21 protein-coding genes are annotated in these 23,677 nt (G+C 73.1%); 14 read left to right on the top strand and 7 right to left on the bottom strand.

Annotated features, from left to right (window positions below; genetic code table 11):
- The first annotated feature begins 366 nt into the window (after nucleotides 1-366).
- Nucleotides 367-1,101, top strand: a complete 735-nt coding sequence (locus tag AB0F58_RS20085) for an SDR family NAD(P)-dependent oxidoreductase (protein ID WP_357144798.1) — start codon at nucleotides 367-369, stop codon at nucleotides 1,099-1,101.
- Nucleotides 1,094-2,686, top strand: coding sequence for a class I adenylate-forming enzyme family protein (locus tag AB0F58_RS20080; RefSeq protein ID WP_357144795.1), 1,593 nt, complete (start codon nucleotides 1,094-1,096; stop codon nucleotides 2,684-2,686). The genes AB0F58_RS20085 and AB0F58_RS20080 overlap by 8 nt, the downstream gene beginning before the upstream one ends.
- Nucleotides 2,687-2,757: 71 nt before the next feature.
- On the opposite strand, the gene AB0F58_RS20075 is transcribed toward AB0F58_RS20080, so the two are convergent.
- Nucleotides 2,758-3,159 carry a hypothetical protein gene (locus AB0F58_RS20075; RefSeq protein WP_357144792.1) on the bottom strand — a complete coding sequence of 134 codons (402 nt, stop codon included), beginning with the start codon at nucleotides 3,157-3,159 and terminating at the stop codon, nucleotides 2,758-2,760.
- Between the two features lie 72 nt (nucleotides 3,160-3,231).
- On the opposite strand from AB0F58_RS20075, the gene AB0F58_RS20070 reads away from it, so the two are divergent.
- On the top strand, nucleotides 3,232-4,866 hold the full coding sequence (locus AB0F58_RS20070) for a class I adenylate-forming enzyme family protein (RefSeq protein ID WP_357144790.1): 1,635 nt from the start codon (nucleotides 3,232-3,234) through the stop codon (nucleotides 4,864-4,866).
- Nucleotides 4,867-4,985: 119 nt separating this feature from the next.
- On the opposite strand, the gene AB0F58_RS20065 is transcribed toward AB0F58_RS20070, so the two are convergent.
- Both AB0F58_RS20065 and AB0F58_RS20060 read right to left on the bottom strand, forming a co-directional pair.
- Nucleotides 4,986-6,509: a class I adenylate-forming enzyme family protein gene (locus tag AB0F58_RS20065; protein ID WP_357144787.1), complete on the bottom strand. Its 1,524-nt coding sequence runs from the start codon at nucleotides 6,507-6,509 to the stop codon at nucleotides 4,986-4,988.
- Entirely contained in the window at nucleotides 6,506-7,645 is a 1,140-nt protein-coding gene (locus AB0F58_RS20060; RefSeq protein WP_357144785.1) for an alcohol dehydrogenase catalytic domain-containing protein, read from the bottom strand. The genes AB0F58_RS20065 and AB0F58_RS20060 overlap by 4 nt, the downstream gene beginning before the upstream one ends.
- 99 nt (nucleotides 7,646-7,744) lie before the next feature.
- Between AB0F58_RS20060 and AB0F58_RS20055 the strand changes: the two genes are divergently transcribed.
- From AB0F58_RS20055 to AB0F58_RS20030, 6 genes are all read left to right on the top strand, one after another.
- Complete coding sequence (locus AB0F58_RS20055) at nucleotides 7,745-8,314, top strand: 2-oxoacid:acceptor oxidoreductase family protein (RefSeq protein WP_357144782.1); 570 nt, start codon at nucleotides 7,745-7,747, stop codon at nucleotides 8,312-8,314.
- Complete coding sequence (locus tag AB0F58_RS20050) at nucleotides 8,311-9,390, top strand: hypothetical protein (protein ID WP_357144779.1); 1,080 nt, start codon at nucleotides 8,311-8,313, stop codon at nucleotides 9,388-9,390. The genes AB0F58_RS20055 and AB0F58_RS20050 overlap by 4 nt, the downstream gene beginning before the upstream one ends.
- Nucleotides 9,387-10,169: a thiamine pyrophosphate-dependent enzyme gene (locus tag AB0F58_RS20045; protein WP_357144776.1), complete on the top strand. Its 783-nt coding sequence runs from the start codon at nucleotides 9,387-9,389 to the stop codon at nucleotides 10,167-10,169. The genes AB0F58_RS20050 and AB0F58_RS20045 overlap by 4 nt, the downstream gene beginning before the upstream one ends.
- Nucleotides 10,166-10,903, top strand: a complete 738-nt coding sequence (locus tag AB0F58_RS20040) for a GntR family transcriptional regulator (RefSeq protein ID WP_357144772.1) — start codon at nucleotides 10,166-10,168, stop codon at nucleotides 10,901-10,903. Before AB0F58_RS20045 ends, AB0F58_RS20040 begins: the two co-directional genes overlap by 4 nt.
- Entirely contained in the window at nucleotides 10,900-11,172 is a 273-nt protein-coding gene (locus tag AB0F58_RS20035; protein WP_357144769.1) for a 4Fe-4S dicluster domain-containing protein, read from the top strand. Before AB0F58_RS20040 ends, AB0F58_RS20035 begins: the two co-directional genes overlap by 4 nt.
- A gap of 166 nt (nucleotides 11,173-11,338) precedes the next feature.
- Complete coding sequence (locus tag AB0F58_RS20030) at nucleotides 11,339-12,676, top strand: M23 family metallopeptidase (RefSeq protein ID WP_357144766.1); 1,338 nt, start codon at nucleotides 11,339-11,341, stop codon at nucleotides 12,674-12,676.
- Nucleotides 12,677-12,805: 129 nt separating this feature from the next.
- Here AB0F58_RS20030 and AB0F58_RS20025 read toward each other — a convergent pair whose 3' ends face one another.
- A complete protein-coding gene (locus AB0F58_RS20025) occupies nucleotides 12,806-14,152 on the bottom strand; it encodes a YncE family protein (RefSeq protein WP_357144763.1) in 1,347 nt (448 codons plus the stop codon).
- Between the two features lie 1,131 nt (nucleotides 14,153-15,283).
- On the opposite strand from AB0F58_RS20025, the gene AB0F58_RS20020 reads away from it, so the two are divergent.
- The 5 genes from AB0F58_RS20020 to AB0F58_RS20000 all read left to right on the top strand — a co-directional run bounded on the left by AB0F58_RS20020 (nucleotide 15,284) and on the right by AB0F58_RS20000 (nucleotide 20,319).
- The gene (locus tag AB0F58_RS20020) at nucleotides 15,284-15,484 is read left to right on the top strand and encodes a helix-turn-helix domain-containing protein (protein ID WP_357145213.1); all 201 of its coding nucleotides are present in this window, start codon (nucleotides 15,284-15,286) and stop codon (nucleotides 15,482-15,484) included.
- Nucleotides 15,485-15,709: 225 nt separating this feature from the next.
- Nucleotides 15,710-18,076: an FAD-dependent monooxygenase gene (locus AB0F58_RS20015; protein ID WP_357144760.1), complete on the top strand. Its 2,367-nt coding sequence runs from the start codon at nucleotides 15,710-15,712 to the stop codon at nucleotides 18,074-18,076.
- Nucleotides 18,073-18,393 (top strand): antibiotic biosynthesis monooxygenase family protein, encoded by a 321-nt coding sequence (locus tag AB0F58_RS20010; RefSeq protein ID WP_357144757.1) that lies wholly within the window; start codon nucleotides 18,073-18,075, stop codon nucleotides 18,391-18,393. The genes AB0F58_RS20015 and AB0F58_RS20010 overlap by 4 nt, the downstream gene beginning before the upstream one ends.
- Entirely contained in the window at nucleotides 18,390-19,625 is a 1,236-nt protein-coding gene (locus AB0F58_RS20005; protein ID WP_357144754.1) for a cytochrome P450, read from the top strand. The genes AB0F58_RS20010 and AB0F58_RS20005 overlap by 4 nt, the downstream gene beginning before the upstream one ends.
- A gap of 28 nt (nucleotides 19,626-19,653) precedes the next feature.
- Nucleotides 19,654-20,319: a TcmI family type II polyketide cyclase gene (locus AB0F58_RS20000; protein WP_357144751.1), complete on the top strand. Its 666-nt coding sequence runs from the start codon at nucleotides 19,654-19,656 to the stop codon at nucleotides 20,317-20,319.
- A 30-nt stretch (nucleotides 20,320-20,349) separates the two neighbouring features.
- Here the strand turns inward: AB0F58_RS20000 and AB0F58_RS19995 are convergent, their stop codons facing one another.
- The 3 genes from AB0F58_RS19995 to AB0F58_RS19985 all read right to left on the bottom strand — a co-directional run bounded on the left by AB0F58_RS19995 (nucleotide 20,350) and on the right by AB0F58_RS19985 (nucleotide 23,563).
- Entirely contained in the window at nucleotides 20,350-21,177 is an 828-nt protein-coding gene (locus tag AB0F58_RS19995; protein WP_357144749.1) for a hypothetical protein, read from the bottom strand.
- A gap of 95 nt (nucleotides 21,178-21,272) precedes the next feature.
- On the bottom strand, nucleotides 21,273-22,361 hold the full coding sequence (locus tag AB0F58_RS19990) for a family 43 glycosylhydrolase (protein WP_357144746.1): 1,089 nt from the start codon (nucleotides 22,359-22,361) through the stop codon (nucleotides 21,273-21,275).
- Nucleotides 22,362-22,537: 176 nt separating this feature from the next.
- Nucleotides 22,538-23,563 (bottom strand): glycoside hydrolase family 11 protein, encoded by a 1,026-nt coding sequence (locus AB0F58_RS19985; RefSeq protein ID WP_357144743.1) that lies wholly within the window; start codon nucleotides 23,561-23,563, stop codon nucleotides 22,538-22,540.
- Nucleotides 23,564-23,677 lie beyond the last annotated feature (114 nt).

The following is a 23,677-nucleotide window of genomic DNA, read 5'->3' as shown; positions in this document are numbered from 1 at the left end:
GTTTTCTCACAGACAGGTCGACGGAACAGGGGTTTGGTCGCCGGCCGTCCCGCAGGACGTGCCGCCGAACGGCCTCCGGAGTGTACCGGCGGCCTCGGCGGATGGTGCCGCTCCGCGAACAGGGTAGCGCAACCAATCAAGCGCTTGGTAAATTTGCTGCACACGGCCCTGGCGTATCGAGTCGAGCTGATGCCGCCGAACCGCTGGCGGGCCGACCGCGAGGACCGGGCGCACCGGCGGTGAGAAGGCGGCGATGGCAGACGAGCGGACGGACCGGGGACGAGGTCGTGGCGGAGCTGCGGGCGGACGGCCGGTGGACGGTGGGTCGCCGGGGGACGCAACGCCGGGCGGCGGCGCGGCGGACCGATGAGCGGCCGGTACGAGGGGCGGGTCGCGCTGGTCACCGGGGCCGCCGGTGGGCTCGGCCGGGCCACCGCCCGTCGCCTGGCCGGCGAGGGCGCCCGGGTGGCCTGCCTGGACCTGCGGGCCGACGACGCCGGGCTGGGTCCGGCCGGCCTGGCGCTCGCGGTCGACGTCCGGGACGAGACGGCCCTCGGCGCGGCGGTCGACCGGACGGTGGCCTGGGGCGGTGGTCTGGACCTGGTGGTGACCGCCGCCGGGGTGGCCTCCTTCGCGCACACCACCGAGGTTCCGCTCGGCGAGTGGGAGCGGCTGCTCGCGGTGAACCTGACCGGCACCTTCCTGACCGCGCGGGCGGCACTGCCGCACCTGGTCGCGGCGCGTGGCGCGCTGGTCACGGTCTCCTCGCTGGCCGGCGTGCGGGGCTACCGATACAGCGCCGCGTACTCGGCGGCCAAGGCCGGGGTGGTCGGGCTGACCCGGGCGCTCGCGGTCGAGTACGCCCCCCTCGGGGTCCGGGTCACCTGTGTCTGCCCCGGATCGATCGACACCGGGATGACCCGGAACCTGACGCCGGTGCCGGCGGCGGACCCGGGACTGCTGGCGCACGGCCGGGCGCTGGTGGACCCGCCGGTGTCCCAACCCGAGGAGATCGCCGGAGCGATCGCCTATCTCGGATCACCGGAGGCGAGGTTCGCCACCGGCGCGGTGCTGCGAATGGACGGTGGGGCAGGTGTCTGAGTTCTCCGCGACGACGATCGAGCGGTACTACGCCGACGGTTCCTGGGACGCCGACACGATCGCCGACCTGGTGGCCCGCAACGCGGCCGCCGCCCCGGACGCGGTGGCTTTCCACGCCCCCGAGGGGACGCTGACCTGGCGGGAGTACGACGCGGCGGCGACCCGCCTGGCCGGGGCGTACGTGCTGGCCGGCTGGACGCCGGGGCAACCGGTGGCCGTGCTGCTCACCGGGGGCGCGCTCACCCACGTCGCGTACCTGGCCGCACAGAAGGCCGGTCTGGTGACGGTGGGACTCGGTCCCCGGGCCGGCGACGCCGAGATCGGTCACCTGCTGCGGCACACCGACGCGGTCGCGCTGCTCAGCCGGGCCGTCCACCGGGGCCGGCCGGCCGCGGAGATCGCCCGGGTCACCGGCGCGCGCGACCACCTGGAACTGGACCTGGTGGACGGGGCGCCGGTGCTGTGCCGGGGCGGCGCGGCCCTGCCGGTGCCGTCGCTGCCGGACGCCGTCGACCTGCTCGCCGGTCGGGGCCTCGGCCCGGACGACCTGTTCTTCCTCAACTCCACGTCGGGCACGACCGGGCGGCCCAAGTGCGTGCGGCAGACCATGAACGTCCGCAAGTACTTCGCCGCGCTCGCCGCCGGGGCCGGCGCGTTCGGCCCGGACGAGGTGGTGCTCAGCGCGCTGCCCGCGCCCTACGGCTTCGGGCTGTGGAGCGCGCACGTCGTACCGGCCCGCTACCGGTTCCCCGCCGTCCTGGCCGCCGAGTTCGACCCGGCCGGCACCCTCGACCTCATCGAGCGGCACCGGGTGACCGTCCTGGCTGCGGTGACCAGCCAGTTCATCATGCTGTTGAACCACGAGTCGTTCGCCCGGCGTGATCTCGGTTCGCTGCGGGTGCTCTTCACCGGGGGCGAGCGGGTGCCACCGCACCGGGCGGCGGAGTTCGAGGAGCGCACCGGCTCCGCGGTGCTCCAGTTCTACGGTTCCAACGAGGCCGGCCCGATCTCGGTGACCCGGGTGGACGATCCCCGCCCGGCGCGGCTGGGCACGGCCGGACGGCCGGTGCCGGAGATGCGGGTACGCCTGCTCGGCCCGGACGGCGAACCGGTGCCCGGAGGGCCGGGGCAGGTGGCGGTGAACGGTCCCGGCTGCACCTCCGGGTACTTCCGGGACGAGCCCGCCAACCAGCTGCTGTTCCGTCCGGACGGCTGGCTACGGACGGGGGACCTGGGGCGGCTGGACGACGACGGCTACCTCTCGGTCACCGGCCGGACGGCGGACTTCATCATCCGGGGCGGGCACAACGTCAGCGCGCCGGTGGTGGAGGAGGCGGTCGGCGGGCATCCCCGGGTGGCCCAGGTCGCGGTGGTCGGCATGCCCGACGAGGTGCTGGGGGAGCGGGTCTGCGCCTTCGTGGTGACCCGCGAGGGGGCCGGTCTGACCCTGGACGAGTTGCGGGTCCATCTGGACACCACCGGAGTGTCGAAGGTCAACTGGCCGGAGCGGCTGGTCGAGCTGGCGATGCTCCCGTTGGGCACGGGCGGCAAGGTGGACAAGGCGGCCCTGCGGGCGCTGCTCTGACCGGCGGCGGGCCGGTGCGTACCGGCGGGGAGCGGGCCGGTGGGCCGGCTCGGGTGGCCGGTGGGTCGGGGTCAGGCCCCGGTGGCCCGGATCAGGGTCTGGGTGACCTGGCCGTCGCCGATGGTGCGGCCGTCGACCGAGGCGGTCACGTCGAAGGTGATGTGCCGGCCGGTCACGGTGGCGACCGTCGCCACGACGTCCACCCGGTCCCCGGCCAGTGCCGGGGCGCGGTGGTGCACGCCGATCCAGGTGCCCACCGAGGCGGCTCCCGGCGTGAAGCGGGGACGCAGGATGTCGGCGGCGGTGTCCTCCAGGAGGCCGATCAGGGCAGGGGTGGAGAGCACCGCCGGTGCGCCGGGCACGTGCCCGGTGAGCATCTCCCCGCCCACGTCGAACGAACGGTGCGTCCGGTCGCCGGGGCCGACGGCGACGGTCAACAGGTCGGTGTGGTCCGAGGTCCGCCAGATCCGCATACCTTCTCCTTGACACGTGTCGCCGATCGACCCAGAATGCCACAAACAAGCGCTTGTTTGGTAGGGGGGACAGTGCAGCTCAACGAGGTTTCGGCTCTCTTCCCGCCCGGCACGGCCCCGGCCGCGGGCAGCGCGCACGAGCGCTACGTGGCGCAGCGGGTGGCCGAGGTGGGCCGCTGGGGCGACGACACCCTGGTCGACCGGGTACGCCGACACGCCACCACCATCGGGGCGCGGCCGGCCTTCGTCGCCGGCACCGACCGGGTCAGCTGGCGGGGACTCGACGACCTCTCCGACCGGCTCGCCGCCGTGCTGCTGCGCCACGGGCTCGCCCGGGGGGAGCGGGTCGGGGTGCTCCTGCCGGACGGGGTGCCGGTGCACGTGGTCTACCTGGCCGCGCTCAAGGCCGGGGTCGTGGTGGTGGCGATCGGCCCCCGCGCCGGTCGGCTGGAGGTGCGGCACCTGCTCACCACCAGCGGGGCCACCGCGCTGGTCAGCCATGCCGAACACCGGGGCGAGCCGGTCGCCGCGCTGGTCGAGGGGCTGCCGCTGGCCGTCCGGCTGGAACTGCCGGCGGACGTCGCGGACGCCGGCTGGCCCGCGCCGACCGCCGCCGAACGGGCGCTGATCACCGGGCGGGCCCTGGGACTCGGCGAGATCCACCTGCTCAACGGCACCTCCGGTACCACCGGTATGCCCAAGTGCGTGGTGCACAACCAGAACCGCTGGATGTACTACCACCGGCTCGCCGTCGAGGCGGGCGCGCTCACCGGCGACGACGTCTTCCTCACCCTGATCCCCGCGCCGTACGGCTTCGCCCAGTGGACGGCCAACTTCACGCCGACCCTGCTCGGCGCGCCGACCGTGGTGATGCCCCGGTTCAGCGCCACCGGCGCCCTGGAGCTGATCGAGCGGGAACGGGTCACCGTGCTCTGCTGCGTGAGCACGCAGTTCATCATGATGCTCAACGCCGACCCGGGCCGGTACGACCTCAGTTCACTGCGGTGCATGTTCACCGGCGGCGAGGCGGTCCCCTTCGAACGGGCGGCCGACTTCGAGCGCCGTACCGGTGCCCGGGTCCTCCAGTTCTTCGGCTCCAACGAGACCGGGGCGCTCTCCCGGACCACCACGGACGACGGCACCGACGCACGGCTGCGGACGGCCGGCCGGGTGATCGACGAGATGAACGTCCGGCTGCTCACCGAGGACGGCACCGACGTCACCGCCACCGGCGGCCCCGGACAGGCGGCCTGCGCCGGTCCGGCGACCTGCCTCGGCTACTTCGCCGACCCGGCGGCCAACGAGCGCCTCTTCACCCCGGACGGCTGGATGCTGACCGGGGACATCTGCACCGTCGACGCGGACGGCTACCTGCGGGTGGTCGACCGCAAGCAGGACTTCATCATCCGGGGCGGCAAAAACGTCAGCGCGGCGGCGGTGGAGGACCAGGTAGGTTCGCACCCGGCGGTCGCCCTGGTGGCGGCGGTGGCGGTGCCCGACCCGACGTACGGCGAACGGGTCTGCGCGGTGGTGGTGCCGCACCCCGGTGCCACCCTCGACCTGGACGGCCTCCGGGCCCACCTGGCCGAGCGGGGGGTCTCCCCGGAGAACTGGCCCGAGCGGCTGGAACTCGTCGACGAGCTGCCCCGCGGTTCCGGCGGCAAGGTCGCCAAGGCGGAACTCCGCGCCCGGTTCCGCGCCGGCTGACCCCGGCCCGCCCGGCCCCGGCACCGTCCCGCTGCCGGGGTTCCCGGCGCTGCTCCGGTGCCGGGCGGGCCCGTGCGGGGGCGAGCGGTACACGTCCCGGCCCCGGGCGGGGTGCGTGGCTAGCCGCGCCGATCCGGGGCGCCGCCCAGCGCCGCGCGGATCCGGGACCGCTGCACCTGGCCGGTGGCGGCGGTACGTGGGATGGCGGGCAGGACGACCACCCGGCGGGGCTGCTTGAAGCCGGCCAGCCGACCGGCGACGTGCGCGCGTACCGCGTCGACGTCCGGGTGGGGCGCGTCGTGGGCCAGGACCAGCACCGCGCAGACCACCTCTCCCCAGCGTTCGTCGGGCAGGCCGACCACGGCCACGTCGACGACGCCGGCCAGCCCACGCAGGGCCGTCTCCACCTCCACCGGCGAGACCGACTCGCCCCCGGTCCGGATCACCTCCCGGAGCCGGCCGGTCAGGTGCAGGTAACCCTCCTCGTCCAGGCGTCCGAGGTCGCCCGAGCGGTAGACGCCGTCCGGCAGGGCCGCCGCGGTCTCCGCCGGCAGCCGGTGGTAGCCCGACATCAGCGCCGGCCCGGTGACCAGGACCTCACCGGTCTGTCCGGGGGTCCCGGTCGCGCCGGTCTGCCCGGCGTCGATCCAGAGCGCGCCGGGGAAGGCCGGCCGGCCGACACTGCCCGGCTTGCGGGCCAGGTCCGCGTCGGGCAGCGCGGCCATCCGGCCGGCCTCGGTGGAGCCGTACAGGATGGTCGTGGTGGTGTCGGGCAGCCGGCGCTTGATCCGTTCCACCAGGTCGACCGGGAGGGCCGAGGTGCCGGTGTCGGCGTGCCGCAGCGAGGAGAGGTCGGCCCGGCGGTGCTCGGGGTCGAGCAGCCGTTCCCAGACCGCCGGGATGCAGTAGAGCGCCGCCGGCCGTTCGGCGTGCACCACGTCGATGAGCCGGGCCGCGTCGGCCCGGGGGACCAGGTGCACGGCGGTCCGGTTCTGCCACGCCTCCAGCACGTAGTGCCAGCCGCCGTAGTGGTAGAGCGGGAAGCTGCACAGCACCCCGCCGGTGCCCCGGATGGTGGTGGTGAAGGTGCCGCCGCCCGGCGCGGCGCGCAGCCAACTGGCCCGGTGGCTGACCAGCGCGCCCTTCGGTCGGCCGGTGCTGCCGCTGGTCAGGTAGATGATGTGCGGTTCGGTGTCGGCCAACCGCTCGGCGCCGGCCGGCGCGCCCGCCGAGGCCCGTGCGGTCAGCGCGTCGAGGTCGGCTCCGGCGCCCGGGGCAGCTCCGATGCGGGCCAGCGGTACGCCCACCGGCTCGACGTCCCGGTCGGCGACCAGCAGCCGGGGCTCCAGGTAGCCGAGCACGGCCTCGGCCTCGGCGGCGGAGAGGGCCGGGTTGACCGGCACGAAGACCGCGCCGAGGCGGGCGCAGCCCAGAAAGGCGTCGAGGGTGCGCAGGGTCGGTGCGGTCGACCAGGCCACCCGGTCGCCGGCCCGGATTCCCAGTCCGGCCAGCGCGTTCGCGGTCCGGTTCGCCTGCCGGTCCAGCTCGCCGAAGGTGATCCGGCGGCCGGTGAGGGTGGCCGCCACGGCGCCCGGGGCCATCCGCGCGGCCAGCCGGACGATCTCGCCGATCAGCAGGTTCACGACCGCCCCCAGTCGACGCCGATGCGGACCTGCGCCGGGTTGATCGCCCCGTACGCGGCCTTGTCGCCGGTGATCCGGACCGCCTCGACGATCGACTCGACGCCGGTCAGCCGGTGGGTGATGAGGGACTCGACGTCGACGTCGGCGCGGGCGACCAGGCGCAGGGCGTGGGCGAAGACGGTGCCGGAGGGGGAGTAGCCGCCGGCGCCGGAGCGGGGGTGCAGCAGGGAGACCGCCCGTTCGCGAAGCAGCCCCAGGGGCGCCGGTACGTCGTCCGGCGGCACCGAGACACCGACCACCCGGCCGCCCCGCCGCACGCAGCGGGCGGCCAGGTCCAGAGTGTCCACGCCGGAGAGGCCGAGCTGCGGTGCGCCACCCGCGGTCTCGATCACCACGTCCGCGCCGACGCCCCCGGTGGCGTCCCGGATCGCCGCCAGCACCGGGTCGGCCCCGTCGGGGCCGGTCGAGGTCGCGTCGACGACGAGGTCGGCACCGAACTGTCGGGCCAGAGCGAGCTTGGCCGGGTTCCGGCCGCTGACCGCGACCAGGCCGGCGTTGCCCCGGCGGGCGACCTGGACGGCCAGCAGCCCCATCACCCCGGCACCGAGCACCAGCACCGTCTCGCCGGGCGCGACCGCGGCCAGCGCGTGGGCGTGCAGCGCCCCGGCGAGCGGCTGGACGGCCGCCGCGGCGGCGGCGCTGACCCCGGCCGGCACCGGCACCACGGCGCTCTCCGGCACGACCACCTGTTCGGCCAGTGCGCCCGGTCGGGTGAACCCGACGAACTCGGGCCGCACACACGCGTCGGCCCGGTCGTGCCGGCAGGCCGCGCAGTGCCCGCAGGTGAGCGTCTCGACGGCGGTGACCCGGTCCCCGGGCCGGTACCGTCGCACCCCGGCGCCGACCGCCCGGACCACCCCGCAGAACTCGTGCCCGCCGAAGCGGACCGGCCCGGCGGCCAACGCCTCGGTCAGCCGGTGGTGCAGGGCGATCCGCGCCCCGGCGATCAGCATGCACTCGGTGACGCTCGGCTGCACGCAGGAGACGTCGATCGCCACGTCACCGGGGCCTACCTCGGGATCGGGCACCTCGTCGACCCGGAGGTCGGCGAAGCCGTGCAGAACGGCGGCGCGCATCCGTGCTCCCTTCGGACAGCCGGCGGTACCGGTCTTGCCTGCTGGTTAGATTTTGTATTCAATATTCAAATCAGGTCAAGGTCTCGGTCGGGAGGGCGCATGGAGCGTGAACTCGTGGTCACCGGAGTGGGCGGTCAGGGTATCCAGCTGCTCGCCAAGACCCTCGCCCTCGCCGCGACCCGCGAGGGCCGGCACGCCATGCTCACCGCCGAGTACGGCGGCGAGATGCGGGGCGGTCCGTCCCGGGCCGGCGTGGTGATCGGTGACGCGCCGCTGCGGAGCCTGCCGGTGCTCGCCTCCGCCTGGTCGGCGATCGTCGTCCACCACCGGTTCAGTGAGCCGGCCCTGGCCCGGCTGCGCCCCGGCGGCCCGGCGGTGGTGAACGTCCCGCTGGTCGACCCGGCGAGCCTGCCTGACATGACGGTGCACCCGGTGGACGCCACCGCCGTGGCCCGGTCGGTCGACGCGCCCCAGGCCATCGGCTTCGTCCTGCTCGGCGCGTACAACGCGGTCACCCGGACGGTCGATCCCGCCGCCCTGGTCGAGGCGATGACCGAGCTGCTTCCGCCGTACCGCCGGCAGCACGCCCCAGCCAACGCCCGAGCGCTCGCCGCCGGTGCCGCCGTCCCCGCCGCACCGGTCGGCCTTCCGGCGGGGGTGGCCCGGTGACCCGGGAACTGCTGGAGGGGAACGCGGCCATCGCGTCGGCGGCGATCGCCGCCGGCTGCCGCTTCTTCGCCGGCTATCCCATGTCGCCGTTCACCGGACTGCTCGAGAGCATGTCGCGCGAGCTGCCCGGGGTGGGTGGCGTCTGCCTCAACGCGGAGAGCGAGATCGAGGGCGTGAACATGGTGCTCGGCGCGGCGGCGGCCGGCACCCGGGCCGCCACCGGCTCCTGCGGGCAGGGGATCGCCCTGATGCAGGAGACCATCGCCGAGGCGGCGCTCAACCAGACCCCGTTCGTGGTCTTCAACATGGCCCGCAACCAGCAGGACTACTTCCAGTGCACGCGCGGCGGTGGGTGGGGGGACTACCGGACCATCACCCTCGCGCCGAAGGACGTCACCGAGGCCGTCGCGCACACCCAGCTCCTCTTCCACCTCGCCGAACTGCACCGCGCGCCGGTGATCCTCTACGGCGACCCGCTGATCGCCCAGACCCGGGTGTCGGTGACGGTGGAGCCGGTGGACCACGGGCCGCTGCCGGACCGGGACTGGGTGCTCGACGGCACCGGCGGGGGCACCGGCCGGTCCCGCCAGGTCTGGACCTGGGCGATGGGCAAGGCCACCGACCCGGGCCCCGGGCCCGACCGGCACTGGCGGGCGGTGGCCGACAAGTTCGACGCCATCGCCGCCACCGAGAGCCGCTTCGAGCAGGCCCACACTGAGGACGCCGAGACGGTGGTGGTGGCGTTCGGCACGGCGGCGCTCTTCGTCGAGTACGTGGTCGAGGAGCTGCGCGCCGAGGGGTACCGGATCGGCTGGTTCCGGCCGGTGACGCTCTGGCCCTTCCCGGGAGCGGCGTTGACCGCCGCCACCACCGGCGCCCGTCGGGTGCTCGTGTTCGAACTCAACGCCGGACAGATGCTCGACGACGTCCGCATCCACGCGGCCGACCGCTCGGCCGTCCGGTTCGTCGGCGGCGTCAGCATCGCCGAGTCCGGTCTCGCCTACGGCGACCTGATGGACGCCCCGGTGATCCGGGACCGCATCCTCGCCGTCCTTCCCGGAGGTCCCGCCGCATGAGCCGTGAACGGATCACCATCGACACCTCCGGTCCGCCCCGGGTTCCGGCCCGCAAGGTGGCCGACCCGCGCCCTTCGCTGCTGCTCGGAGAGCATTCGCTCTGTCCGGGCTGCGGCGAGCCGGTGGCGCTGCGACTGCTGCTGGAGGTGTTGCAGGAGCTGGACATCGTGCAACGGACCATCGGGGTGGTCGGCCACGGCTGCTACGGCAGCTTCGTACGGATCATGGACGTGGACGTGCTCCAGTGCCTGCACGGACGGGCGCCGTCCTGCGCCACCGGCATCAAGCGGGTCCGGCCCGAGTGCGCCGTCTTCACCATGCAGGGCGACGGCGACATGGCCAACGAGGGACTCCAGGAGGTGCTGCACGCCGCCGCCCGGGGCGAGCGGATCACCTGCGTCCTGCTCAACAACGGGGTCTTCGGGGACACCGGCGGCCAGCTCACCGCGACGACCGTGCTCGGCCAGCGCACCAAGACCAGCCTGGCCGGTCGGGACGCGGAGACGCACGGGTACCCGATCCCGGTCGCCGACCTGGTCGCCGGACTGCGGGGCAGCGCCTACGTCGCCCGGGGCGCGGTCTCCACCGCCGGTGGGGTGGCGCAGACCAAGCGGATGCTGCGCCGGGCCTTCGAGACACAGCTCGCCGGGGCCGGCTTCAGCCTGGTGGAGATCCTCACCATGTGCCCGACCGGGTGGTTCGTGCCGGCGAACGAGGGCCCCGGATATCTTGGCGGATCGCTGGAACAGAGCTATCCACTCGGGGAGTTGACCACATGACGCCACTGGTACGGACGAAGGCCGGTGAGGCGGTCGCCGAACACATCCTCGGGTTGCTCTTCGACGGCACCCTGCGCAGCGGGGACCGGATCGACCTCGACGCCGTCGCCGCCGCCCTCGAGGTCAGCCGGGCCCCGGTCCGGGAGGGACTCGCGCAGTTGGAGCGGGACGGCCTGGTGAGCCTGCCGCACTACCGGGGCGCCTTCGTGGCCGCCTTCGACGCCCGTACGGTCCGCGAGGCGTTCGAGCTGTACGGCATGCTGAGCGCCCTGACCAGCAGTCGGGCCGCCACCTCCGCCGACCCGGGACTGCGCGAAACCCTCGACAAGCTCATCGAGGCGCTGACCGGCTGCGACCGGGTGGACGAGTTCGAGCGGCTGGCCCGGGAGTTCCGCAAGGTGGTCAACCTCGCCGCCGCCGGCCCGCACCTGCGGGCCCTGCTGCGTACCTTCAGCGGGCTGGTGCCGGTCGCGGCCCGGTTCGCCATCGAGGACGCCATGGACGACGAGCGGGCCGCGCTGCGCCGCGAGCACGCCGCGCTGGTCGCGGGTGATCCCGGGGCAGCCGCCGCGGCGAGTCTCGACCACGTGTCGATGACCGCCGAGAACGCGGTACGGGCGCTGCGGCGGCGCGGGATCTTCCCACCGGCGACCGAGCCGCCGGCCCCCGCGCCCGGGGAACGCGACCAGATGCTCGACATCGTCGCGGCGATGACGAGAGGAGCCCGCCCGTGACCACACCGGACGACACCGTCAGGACCAGTCGGGGCACCCTGGTCATCGACACCGAGAAGTGCAAGGGCTGCGACCTCTGCGTACTCGCCTGTCCGCCCGAGGTGCTGGTGATGTCCGCCGAGGTCAACGAGATGGGCTACCGGTTCCCGGAGCTGACGCCGGGCTGCACCGGCTGCACCGCGTGCCAGATGGTCTGCCCCGACTTCGTCTTCTCCGTCTACCGGCTGACCCCGCCGCCCCGCCCGTCGGGCGCGGACCCGTCGCCCTGACCGTCGAGGGCGTGAACCGGTCGCCCTGACCGTCGAGGGCGTGAACCCGTCGCCCTGACCCCCGTCGGGCAGGCGTGTCCCGTCCGGGGCTCCCTTCCGTTCACATGATCGTCTATTTTCCTCGTGACGTCGGTCGATGTCGACAGGATCGAGAAGAGGACGTGGCGTGACCGGGAAAACAGTGGGGAGGCGGCGGCGGGCGGTCATGACCCTCCTGGCCGTCCTGTGCGGACTCGTGCTCGTCCCGGCGCAGCCGGTGCAGGCCGGGGCCGGGGTGATGGTCCAGCCGGTGGGTGGGCGGGTGACCGGGGTGTTGTCCAACCGGTGTGGTGCGGTCGACGCCGACCACTACGGGGTGGACATCGCGGGTAACAGCGGAATGGCGATCGGGGCGGCCTATCCGGGCACGGTCGCGGTGGCGGGGTTCACCAGTGGTGGGGGTTACCTGGTGACCCTGAACCATGCGGCGGGTTACCAGACCCGGTACCTGCACATGGTGCGGCAGCCGTCGGTGGTGGTGGGGCAGCAGGTCGGGCAGGGCCAGGTGCTGGGGTACGTGGGCAGCACCGGCAACTCGACCGGCCCGCACCTGCACTTCGAGATCCGACGGCACGGGGCGGTCCACGACATCGCGCCGGCCTATTCCTGTGGTGGCACGGTGACCAAGGGCGCGCCGATCAACCTGCCCTTCGCCGACCTGTCGCCGGTCAACGCCATCCCGGACCGGTTCGCGTTCGTCAACTCGGCCGGGGTGCTGTACGCCAAGGACGGCGCGTACGCGCCGTGGCAGGCGGTCAACGCCGGTGGGGCGTCGAAGGTGGTACTGGGCGGCAACTGGATCGGCTGGTTGCAGGGCGGCAACTTCTACGCCAAGGACGGCGTGTACGCCCCCTGGCTGGCGTTGGCCGAAGGTGGTCAGGTGCGGGACATCGCGGTCAGTGGTGACCGGTTCGCGTTCGTGAACTCCGCCGGGGTGGTGTACGTGAAGGACGGCGCGTACGCGCCGTGGCGGGCGGTGAACAGTGGTGGGGCGTCGAGGGTGGTGCTGGGCGGCAACTGGATCGGCTGGGTGGAGGGCGGCAACTTCTACGCCAAGAACGGTATCCACGCCGAGTGGCTGACGCTGGCCGGCGGCGGTCAGGTGCGGGACATCGCGGTCAGTGGTGACCGGTTCGCGTTCGTGAACTCCGCCGGGGTGCTGTACGCCAAGGACGGCGCGTACGCGCCGTGGCAGGCGGTCAACGCCGGTGGGGCGTCGAAGGTGGTGCTGGGCGGCAACTGGATCGGCTGGTTGCAGGGCGGCAACTTCTACGCCAAGGACGGCGTGTACGCCCCCTGGGTGACGATGGCCGCGGGTGGGCGGGTCAGCGACGTCGCGCTCGGCGGTCAGGACTGGTTCGCCTTCGTCGGCGGTGGCGACTTCTTCGCCAAGCAGGGCCCGTATGCCGGCTGGCTGACGATGGCCGGTGGCGGACAGGTCCGGGGGGTCGCCGTCACCAGCTGACCGCCGTACGGCCGGGCGCTCCCCGCCGAGGTGGCGGGGAGCGACGCGGGAGGTGCCGGTGGTCGGGTCAGCCCGCGGGCGGCGGGGAGCGACGCGGGACGTGCGGGGGAACCGCGAATCTGCGCGTGGTCAGCCGGCGGGCGGCGGGGTCCAGCCGGTGGGCAGGTCCCCGACCCGGACCCGCTGCGGGTGGTCGCCGACGGCGACGCTGGCTACCTTCTGACCGGTGGCGAAGTTGATCGCGGTGACCCGGTCGGTGGCCGACTCGGAGATCACGCAGTCCTGGCCGTCCCCGCTGACCGTCGCCCAGTACGGCTTGCCCGCCGTCACCAGCGGGCCGGGTTGCAGGGTGGCCCGGTCGACGACGGTGGCGTAGTCGTCCATGGTGCCGGCCACGCAGAGCTTGGACCCGTCCGGGCTCATCGACAGGCCGTGGTGCCGGGAGTCGTTGACCCAGGTCGTCCGGTCCTCGTTGGTGTTCGGGTTCTTGGGCAGCGTGCCGACCCGGGTGATGGCGTCGGAGGCCACGTCGTACTCGAGGACCCCGTTGAAGAACGACACCTGGAAGTAGAACGTCCGCTCGTCGGGGGTGAAGACCGCCGGGCGGACGGCGTCGGAGAAGTCGGTGCGGCCGGCGGCGTCGAGTCGGGGCCGCATGTCGATGGTCCGTACGGTGGCGAAGGTGGTGGCGTCGGCGATGGTGATCTTCCGGTCGCCCTTGAGCCAGTCCTGGTCCGGGTCGTCGAACGAGGTGGTCACGTCACCGATGGACATGTTCCAGATGTACCGGCCATCGGCGGTGTAGATGTTCTCGTGCGGCTTGTCCCCGGTCCTGAACGACCCGAGTTCCCGGCCGGTGACGATGTCGAGCACGTGCACCCGGTTGGAGAGGGAGGCCGACACCGCGACCCGCCGGCCGTCGGGGGAGACCGCCATGTGGTCCGAGCGGTACCCGGAGACCGGGAACCGCCAGCGGACCGCGCCGGTGGCCACGTCGATCGAGACCACGTCGGCGAAGCTGGGCCGGGAGGCGACCAGGGCGGTGCCGTCCGGCGTGCTGTACATGTCGTCGACCAGCTGGTCGTGCCCCTCGCCCGGACCCTCCCGGACGCCGAGGTAGAAGGCGAGCTTGATGGGGTTCAGGTAGATCTCGCGGAGCCGTTCGGTCCGGTCCGGGATCACGTTGATCCGGCCGAGCCTGGCGTAGTCGCCCCGGGAGCGGATGACGTCGACCGTTCCCTCCCAGTTGTTGCCGACGAACATCACCTCCTGGAGGCTGCTGCCGCCCGCCCGGCCGGAGACCTCGGTCGTGCCGGTGACTCCGGCCGCACGGGTGACTCCGGCCGTGCCGGTGGGACCGGCGGTGGCCGGGGCGGGTGCGCCGGCCACCAGGAGGGCGAGGGCGGCGGCGGTCGCGCCGTACCGGCGGCGACGGTGACCACGGGCGCGCGGGGACGGGGAAGCTGCTGCTGTCATGGACCGCTCCTGACCGTTGGGTGCCCGTGCCGGCGTTCCGCTCGACGCGACACGGTGTTACTTTGCGGTAACAGAAGGAAATCAGTCGAACCTGGACTCTCGGTAGGTGCCGAGGGCCAAGACCCGGACGAACCGTTGTGCGTCGACCACAGCGACGGTCGAGGGAGCGGGGCTGATGGTGCTGCCGGAGCGGCTCGGGTCGCTCGGGGCGTTGCTGCGCGACATCGCCGCCGACCAGCGGATCGTGGACGAGATGGTCGAGGCGGCACGGACCAGCTCGACCGAGGTGGCCCGACTGCCGTGGGCGGAGAACCGCCGGCACGTGGCGGCTCTCCTCGCCGCCGGACTGGCCTCGTTCGAGTTGCTGGCCGACCCGACCGAACGCGACTTCGCCGAGGTCCGGCGACTGGGTGCGGCCCGCGCCGCGCAGGGCGTGTCGGTGACCGGCCTGCTCCGGGGGGTCCAGGCCGGTCGGCGGGTGGTGGTGGAGACCGCGCTCGACCGGGGTCGGGCGGCCGGGATCCCGGACAGCGCGCTGCTGGAGGGACTGCTCGACCTCGACCGGTACGCGGGCGCGCTGGAGCGGGCCCTGGTCGACGGCTACCACGCCGCCGAGCGGGAGTTGGCCCGTACCGAGCAGGACGCCCGCAACCGGATGCTGCGCCGGCTGCTCTCCGCCGCCCCCTCCGCCGGCTGCCCGGACGACCTGGCCCGGTTCGGGTTGCGGCCGGACGGGCGGTACCACTGCGTGGTCACCGACCTGACCGAACCGACCCGGGTCCGTACGGCCGAGCGTCGGCTGACCCGCTGCGGCGGACTGTTCGGTACGGTCGACGACCGGCTCGCCGGACTGTGCCCGCGCCCGCTGCCGGCCGACGCGCTGGACGCCGCGACGCTCGTGGTGACCGCGCCGACCCGGCCGCTGGACCGGCTGCCCGCCATGCACGCGCTCTGCGTCGCCGCGCTGCACGTCGCGGCCGATGCCGGGCTGACCGGCCGCTACCGGCTGGCCGACCTGGCCGGTGAGGTCGCGCTGGCCGCCCAGCCGGCCCTGGCCGACGTGCTGAGCACGACCCTGCTGGCCGCCTCGACCCGGCCGACGGGTTCCACCGGCAACTCGCCTCGACCGCGCTGTCCTACCTGGACCACGGGCAGCGGCTGGACCACACGGCGGCGGCCCTGCACCTGCACCCCAACACGGTCCGGTACCGGATGCGTCGCCTGCGGGACCTGGTCGGGATGCCCCCGACCCCGGCCGAGCCGGACGGCCGGTGGCCGGTGCTGGTCACCGTCCAGTGGTGGTGGGCACTGCGAACCTGGCTGGCCGACTAGGAAGCCCAGCGGCAGCCAGCCCCACCGGACTCGTGGGCGGTCGTTGCCGGGCTCCCGCGCCAGGGGTGGGCTGCGGCGGAGGTCGGTCCCCTGTCACCCCGGCGTCTCCGGGCGGTCGCGTCCGGTGACGTCGTGCTGACGCCCGGCCCACAGACTCGCTACCGAGGGCGAGCGGTGTCCGTCCCGCTCGATCCCCGCTCGCCGCAGGTCGTAGGAGGGACTCCCATGATCAGGACGATGGTCCGGATGCGTGCCCGCCCGGGGTGCGGGTCCGCCGTGGAGTCCGCGTGGCGGTGGGTCGCCGGGCAGGTCGGCGGTTCGGCCGGCAACCTGCGGCGGGAACTCCTGCACGACGTCGCCGACCCGGACTCGTACGTCGCCGTCACCGACTGGTCCGACGAGTCCGCGCTGCGCGAGTTCGAGTGCGGGCCGGTCGCCGCGCGCCTCGCCGAGGCGGTACGCCCGCTGTGCGAGCCGTGGGCGCCGGACGACCGCCGGGTGCTGCGCGAGCCCGACGGCGGCACCCCGTCGATGATCTTCGTTGACGTCGAGGTGCTCGTGCCGGCCGCCCGTCGGGCGGAGTTCGAACGCGGGCACGCCGAGGTCACCGCACGGATGGCGGGCGTGCCCGGCTACCTGCGCGAGGTCCTGCTCCGTAACCCCGGCTCGGACGTCCACCACATCTTCGCCGAGTGGCGCAGCGAGGCGGAGTTCCACCGCTGGGTCAGCAATCCCGCCCACGCGCAGGAGGAGGCCGGGCCGATCGCGGACTTCCTGCTCCGGGACTTCCGACGCAGCCTCTTCCACCCGGTAGCCGATCCCGACGACCGTCCGGAACCCCGCCGTTCCGACGAGCGGCCGGAACCCATCCGCCCCGACGAGCGGCCAGCAGCAACCCGCCCCGACGACCGGCGTGCTCCCGGTGCCGGCAAGGAGATCGACATGCACTCCACAACGGAAGTACTCATCGTCGGCGCGGGGCCCACCGGGCTGACCGCCGCCGTCGAGCTGGCGCGTCGCGGCATCGACTGCCGGGTGGTCGAGAAACTGCCCACCCTGCCCGGACAGGCCGACAAGGCGATCGGCGTGCACTGCCGCACCATGGAGATCTGGGAGGAGCAGGGCTTCGTACGGGAGGCGATGAACGCCGGGACCTGGCTGACCGGGCAGCTGGTGTCGGTCAACGGCACCGAGGTCCACCGGATGAGCTGGGAGCTGCCGGAGTTGCCGTACGCCCATCTCGGTCTGCCCCAGTACGAGACCGAGCGCCTGCTCACCGAGCGGTTGGCCACGCTCGGCGTACGCCCCCGCCGGGGGGCCGAGCTGACCGCGTTCACCCAGGACGACGACGGCGTGCTGGCGACGCTCACGCTCGCCGGCGGCGGCACCGAGACGGTACGGGCGAAGTACCTCGTCGGCTGCGACGGCGCGCACAGCAGGGTCCGCGAGCTGCTGGGGCTGACGTTCACCGGCGGGCTGGGCCGCTTCCCGCAACTGTTCATGCTCGGCGACGCCGACGTGGACTGGGACATGCCGGCGGGTCACCTGCTGCGGTTCCTGCACGAAACCGACGGCCGGATGGACGGCATGCTGGTGTGCGTACCGCTGCGCGGGGAGTCCCGGTACCGGATCGCGACGCTCGCGCCGCCCCGGTTCTTCGCGCAGACCGGTGGGCGGGACGCCCCGCCCGGGTTCAGCGAGGAACTGGACGCCCCGACCCTCGCCGACGTGCAGGCCGCGCTCGACCGGCTCGCTCCGCCCGGCACCCGGGCGTCGAACCTGCGCTGGTCGTCGGTGTTCCGGATCAGCCACGGCATCGTCGACCGCTACGCCGAGGGGCGGGTGTTCGTGGCCGGCGACGCGGCCCACCTGCATCCGCCCGCCGGTGGCCAGGGCATGAACACCGGCATCCAGGACACCTGGAACCTGGCCTGGAAACTCGCCCTCGCGGTACGCGGGATCGCCGCCCCCGGGCTGCTCGCCAGCTACGAGGCGGAGCGGCGCCCGGAGGGCGAGGAGGTCGTCGGGCGGGCGGTGCGGATGGCCTTCACCGACGAACTGGACCGCAGTGACCTGAACCGACAGTTCCTTCAGGAAATGGGCATGCTGCTCAGCTACTCCCGCAGCCCGCTCGTCGGCGAGTCGTTGTCCGCCCCGGACGCCCTGGCCGGCGGTCCGGCGCCCGGCGACCGCGCTCCCGACGTGGGCGGCCTGCACCGGCGGGGCGTCCGGCACCCGCTGCGGCTGCGGGACCTGACCCGGGGCACCGGGCACACCCTGCTGGTGTACGTGGACGGCTCGGCCGATGAGGCGGAGGTGGCCGCGGTGCCCCGGCTCTGCGCCGACGTCCACGCGCTGAGCTGCGGGGAGATCGACTCGTACCTGCTGGCCAGTTCGGACGCCCGGGTGCCGGCGATGCTCGCCCCGCCGGTCGTGCGGGACGGGGCGGGCGAGTTCCGCACCACCTACGGCGTCGCCGGCACCGCGCTGTACCTGGTCCGCCCGGACGGGCACGTCGGGTTCCGTAGCCAGCCGATCGACGGCGACGCGCTGCGGAAGAACCTGCAACTGGTGTTCGGGGGTGCCAGGTGACGCCGATCCGTACCGTGCTGGCGATGCGCACCCGGGAGGGCTGCGAGCAGCGGTTCGAGGCCGAGTGGCTGGTGGCGGCGGAGAAGATCCGTACGCTCGACGGCTGCCTGCGACAGGACCTGGTCCGCGACGCCGACGACCCGCGCAGCTATCTGGTCATCAGCGACTGGGCGGATCGGGACCGGCTCGACGCCTTCGGTCGCAGCGAACACCGGGACCACCTGCTGCGCGTGATCCGGGAACTCCGCGAGTCCGCGCAGCGGCACACCTACCAGCTCCTGCACAGTGTGCGCAGCGACGCCGAGGTGCCCCGATGAGCGAGGTGGCCCGGCCCGCGTCCGAGTTCTACACCGACGACTTCGCCACCGACCCCTACCCCACCTTCGCCGAGCTACGGGAGTCCGGGCCCGTCTGCCTGGTCAAGGGGCCACGGTTCGACTCGTACCTGATCACCCGCTTGGACGACGCGCGGACGGCGTTGACCGACCCCCGCTTCTCCAAGGACCTGTACGGCCCGGACCAGCACTACCTGCGGATCTTCGGGCCCAACTCCGAGGCGCTGAACCGGAACATGCTCAACTCCGACCCACCGGAGCACAGCCGGCTCCGGCGGATCGTGTCCCAGGCGTTCGCGCCGCGGCGCATCGAGGCGCTGCGGCCCCGGGTGGCGGAGATCGTGGACACCCTGCTCGACCGGATCGTCCCGCACGGCGCCGCCGATCTGATGCACGACTTCGCGATCCCGCTGCCGATGATGGTGATCGGTGAGCTGCTCGGGATACCGGAGGCCGACCACCAGCGGGTCCTCGACTGGACCCAGGTGATCAGGACGTCCGGGTCGTCGAAACGTCCCGAGGAGGACCGGGCGGCCGTGCAGGAGGCCCAGCTGCGGCTGCACCACTACCTCGTCGGGTTCGTGCAGGCCAAACGCGCGGACCCGGCCGACGACATCGTCAGTGATCTGATCGCCGCCAGCGACCGGGAGGGCAGGCTGTCCGCCGCGGAACTGGTCACCACGACGTTCCTGCTGCTGTTCGCCGGGCACCAGACCACCGCGGACTTCCTCGGCAACGCGACGGTGGCCCTGTTGACCAACCCCGACCAGCTCGCCCTGTTGCGCGGTCGGCCGGAGCTGCTGCCCGAGGCGGTCGAGGAACTGCTCCGGTTCGACGGGCCGCTGCCGGTGGCCAGCCCGCGGATCGCCACCGAGGAGGTCGACTACCAGGGCGTACGCATCCCCTGCGGGTCGGTCGTCGGCGTGGTGATCAACTCGGCCAACCACGACCCGACGCACTTCGTCGACCCGGACCGGCTGGACATCACCCGCGAGCGCGCCCCGCACCTCGGTTTCGGCCACGGCGTCCACTACTGCCTGGGGGTGTCGCTGGCCCGCATGGAGGCGCAGCTCGCCATCGGGGCGCTGCTGCGCCGGCTGCCCGACCTGCGGCTGGCCGTGCCGGTCGACGACCTGCGCCGGCTGCCGGCGGCGTCGCCGTTCCGCGGCCTGCTGGAGCTGCCCGTCCGATTCGGCACACCACCCGGCCCGTAACCACCGTTTCTCCCACCAAGGAGCAGTCATGGTCTTCCGCAACGTGATCGTCTGCCACATGGTTCCCGGCAGCGACAAGACGGTCGGCGACGTCTTCGGCCACTACGACAGCATCACCCGACCCCAGGACCTCGGGGTCATCGGGCGGATGCTGCTGTCGCACCACGACCTCTACCTCCACGTCATCGAGCGCGAGCAGGACCCGAAGGTGTCCGGCCAGACTCGTGGCCTGCCCGCGTTCCAGCAGATCGCCGAGCAGATCGGGCCGTACGTGACGCCGTACCCGAGGTACTGGAAGAACCCCTCGGACTCGGTGGCGAAGGAGTTCTACCAGTGGGCGCCGGAGGGGCGGGAACGCCCCGGGGACACCACGCTGACCGTGATCGTGGGACGGATCAAGCCCGGCGCCGAGGCCGACGTGGCGCGGGTCTTCACGGCCTCCGACGCCGGGCCGCTCCCGGTCGAGCTGGGGGTCACCGGGCGCTGGCTGTACTCGATCGACGACGTGTACGTCCACCTGCTGGAGCAGGACACGGCGGTCGCCGAGGCCAGTCGGGGCCACCATGACGAGCCGGCCTTCGCCAAGGTCATGGAGGACCTCAGCCCGTACCTCGGCCCGTACCGTCCGGAGGCCTGGCGCGGCCCGGAGGACTCGGTGGCCACCGTCTTCTACCGGTGGCGGGCGCAGGACTGACGAAGCGGGCACCAGATCCTCGTCGGTGGATCAGACCCGGCGGAGCTGGAGCACCGCCACGCGGGCGTCGTGGCCGTCGACGTTCATTGGGACGACCTTCGTGCTGCGGAGCTGGATCTGGACCCCGTTCGTGCCCTCGATCCAGCCGATCTGGTCGATGCCGGAGGCGAAGGCGCGCGTCTCCTTCGCCGGGTAGAGCATCGGCATCGGGTCGCGGTTGACGTCGCCGGTCCAGATCACCGGGTAGCCGCGGGTGCGCCAGTACTCCATGACGGTGTTCCGGAGGACGTCGAAGTGGAGGGTCCACATACTGTCCCGCCACGCCTCGTGAGGATCCTCCCTGCCGTTGTAGGCACCCGCCACGAAGTGCGTGTTGACGAAGGCGAACTGGAGGGCCGGGTCGTCGGCTGCGGACAGCAGGGCCTCGGAGACGACGCGGTTCGGTGAGACGCCCTCCTTACCGGGGTGGACGGGCGTGACGCGCTGGGCGAGTACGTTGTACACCTTGGGCGCGGAGATCGGGACGCGGTGCCCGGCGTCGTTCAGGTGCAGGTTGTTGTAGTACGGGCCGAAGTGCTCGTTGATCCAGCCCTTCTCCTTCTCGTCGCCGTCGCCTTCGCCGATCTCCTGCCAGCCGACGAGCGGACGGTCCTCGGGGCCCTCCAGGCTGAGCGCGTTCCGGACGGCGACGATCGCGGCCTCGCGCTGACCGAGGTTGTCCCGGCCGATGTTGGCGGTGACGACGCCGAGGTTGCGCCAGGCGGTCGCCGCGCCAGCCGGCGCAGTGACGGTGAGGGCGCCGGTGGCGCCGACGAGGGCGGCGCCGCCGGCGATGCCGAGGGCCTGCCGTCTGCTCACGGGGTTCAAGGGATCTCCTTCGGGCGTCGGGCGGGGCGGGGCGGTGGTGCGGGTTCTCTTGTCCGGCCGGTCGCGGTGGGCGAGCGTGTCGCCGACTACGACACGTGGAAGCCGGAGGAGGGGCGGGTCAGCACGCCGGTCATGGGGAACCGGGTCGCGCCGTCCCACCAGTGCCAGACCACGCGCTCGGTGCCGTCGGCGGCGGCGAAGACGTCCATTCCGCCGGGGCCCTGGTGGTTGCCGGGGAGGCCGCTGATCGGGTTGAGCCCGGTCGCGCCGGTGAAGCCGAAGAAGGGGCGGGCGACGCCCTCACGGATGGGCGTGCAGCGGGAGCCGGGCAGGGGGGTCGTGCCGCAGTCCGCGATGCCGGTCGCGTACCGGGGGCTGTCCCAGTTGTTGCCCGAGTACATCAGGTACCACCTCCCGTCGGCGGCCTTCCACATCGACGGGTTCTCGACGACGTGGGTGCCGCCGCTGGTCTTGGCGGTGTCCCAGGTGATGTCGGTGCTCTTGAGCATGTCCCGCCGGGTGTCCCAGATCGCGCGGCCCTCACCGTCGGTCCGGACGGTGGAGATGCCGGTCTCCGCGCCCGTCGCGATGGCATCGTCCCGGTAGGTCACGTACAGGGTCCCGCCGGAGACGAAGGGGTTCGCGTCGATCGCCCACCGGCCTCCGCCGGGGCAGGCCCACTCGCCCCTGTCCTCGAAGGGGCCACGGGCGCTGGTGGCGACGGCCCGGCCGATGCACTTCTGGCCGGAACTCTTCCGGGAGGCCGTGTAGAACATGAAGTACCGGTCGCCGAGGCGCGCGACGCCGGGCGCCCAGATCGCGCCGCCGGGCTCGGCCCAGCCACCCGGGCCGGACGGAAGGGCGTCGTGCGACGCGCAGTTCGCCATGCCCACGGTGCTGCCGGAACCGTGGGCGAGGACGGGTACGTACAGCTTGCCGGTCGCGCCGCAGCGCGCACCCTTCCCGGCGCCGACGGTGGTGCCGTACGTGACGTACGAGCCGTCCTTCGCCAGCACGGTGTCGGGGTCGGCCAGCGGGAACGTGGACGTGCTGGCCAGGGTGGACGGGTGGTCGTCCCCGGGTACGGCGACGGCGGGCGCCGCTGCCGCCGTGGTCGCGACCACGGCGGTCGCCGCGAAGGCGACGAGCACCCCGCGCAGTCGGACAGAGCTCACCGGACGCCCCCCATTGACATGTGTGGATTTTGGATCAGGGGGAGGCTATCGGCGACGTGCCGGACGCGTCAACGGCCCGGAGCTTCCCGACGTCCGGCCGGACCCCGCGCCATCCCGCCGAGGCGCGGCGGCCGAAGCCGCCGCGCCAGGGGTGGTGGTGTCAGGAGATGGTCGGGTCAGCCCGTCCGGCAGGTGACCGTCGGCCAGGTCCAGTTGCCGTTCGCCATGATCGTTACTCCGAAGTTGTTGCCGTTGCCGTTCGGCCTGGCGGTGACGGCTCCGCTGGTGCCGCTGACCGAGGCGTTCCAACTGTTCTGGATGCTCTGACCACCGTTCAGGTTCAGGGTGACCACCCAGCTGTTGGTGCCGCTGACCGCGACATTCAGGTTGAACCGGTCGCCCCACTGCTGGCCGGCGGAGAGCACCGCGGTGCAGTTGCCGCCCGGGTCGGTCGGGCCGGCGGTGGGGGTGGGGCCGGGGTTGCCGCCGCCGCCCTCCCAGACGGTGATGTCGGAGCTTCCCTGGCTCTGGTAACCCTCGGTGGCCATGATCTGGTAGTAGTGGCTGCCGAGGTTCAGGCCGGCGCGCGCCCAGGCGTCGAAGTGGTTGGCGGTGGTGATGGTGCCGCTGCTCCGCTTCTGCTGGCGGACGCTCCAGTACTGGTAGAAGGTGCAACGGTCACCGTCGATGCAGGGAGCGTTGACCCGCTGGCTGCGGAGGATGTCGTAGGTGCCGCCGTCGGTGGTGACCGTGCCCAACCGGGTGGCGCCGCTGCTCGGGTTGTAGCTGCCGAAGTTCTCCACCACGTAGTACTCGATGAGCGGGTTGCGCGTCCATCCGTACAGGGCGAGGTAGGTGTTGTTGTTGCCCGGGTTGTAGGTGCCCGAGTAACTGATCGTCCGGCGGGTGCCGGTGGCCCAGCCCTTGCCGCCGACCCAGTTGTTGGTGCTCCGGTCCCAACTGCTGCTGTACCGGCCGTCGGCGCGCAGCGTCATGCTGGCGTTGCCGCTGTCCTTCCAGAACGAGAAGTAGTAGCCGTTGTGCGTGCCGGTGGTGTTGGAGGTGAGGGTCCGGTCGGCCTCGGCCTGGGCGGCATCGGGGGCGGCCAGGACCGTGCCGCTGATGGCGAGCGCGGTGGCGCACATGGCGCCGAGGAGCAGCCGGACGCGACTGCGCCTCCTCGGTGTGGTGGAGAGGTTCATGGGGGCCTTTCCTCCTCGGGACGGCTGGCGGGGGCCAGCAGCGCGGTGCGACCCGGCGGGCTCGGTGGCCACGTGAGGACAGCCGGAAACTCGGCGTGACTACCACGTGGTGGG

Source organism: Micromonospora sp. NPDC023956 (assembly GCF_040639195.1).
In the GTDB taxonomy this organism is placed as follows: Bacteria; Actinomycetota; Actinomycetes; order Mycobacteriales; family Micromonosporaceae; genus Micromonospora.
The sequence above is the reverse complement of the archived record's forward strand: the minus strand, read 5'-3'. Positions and strand labels throughout refer to the sequence as shown.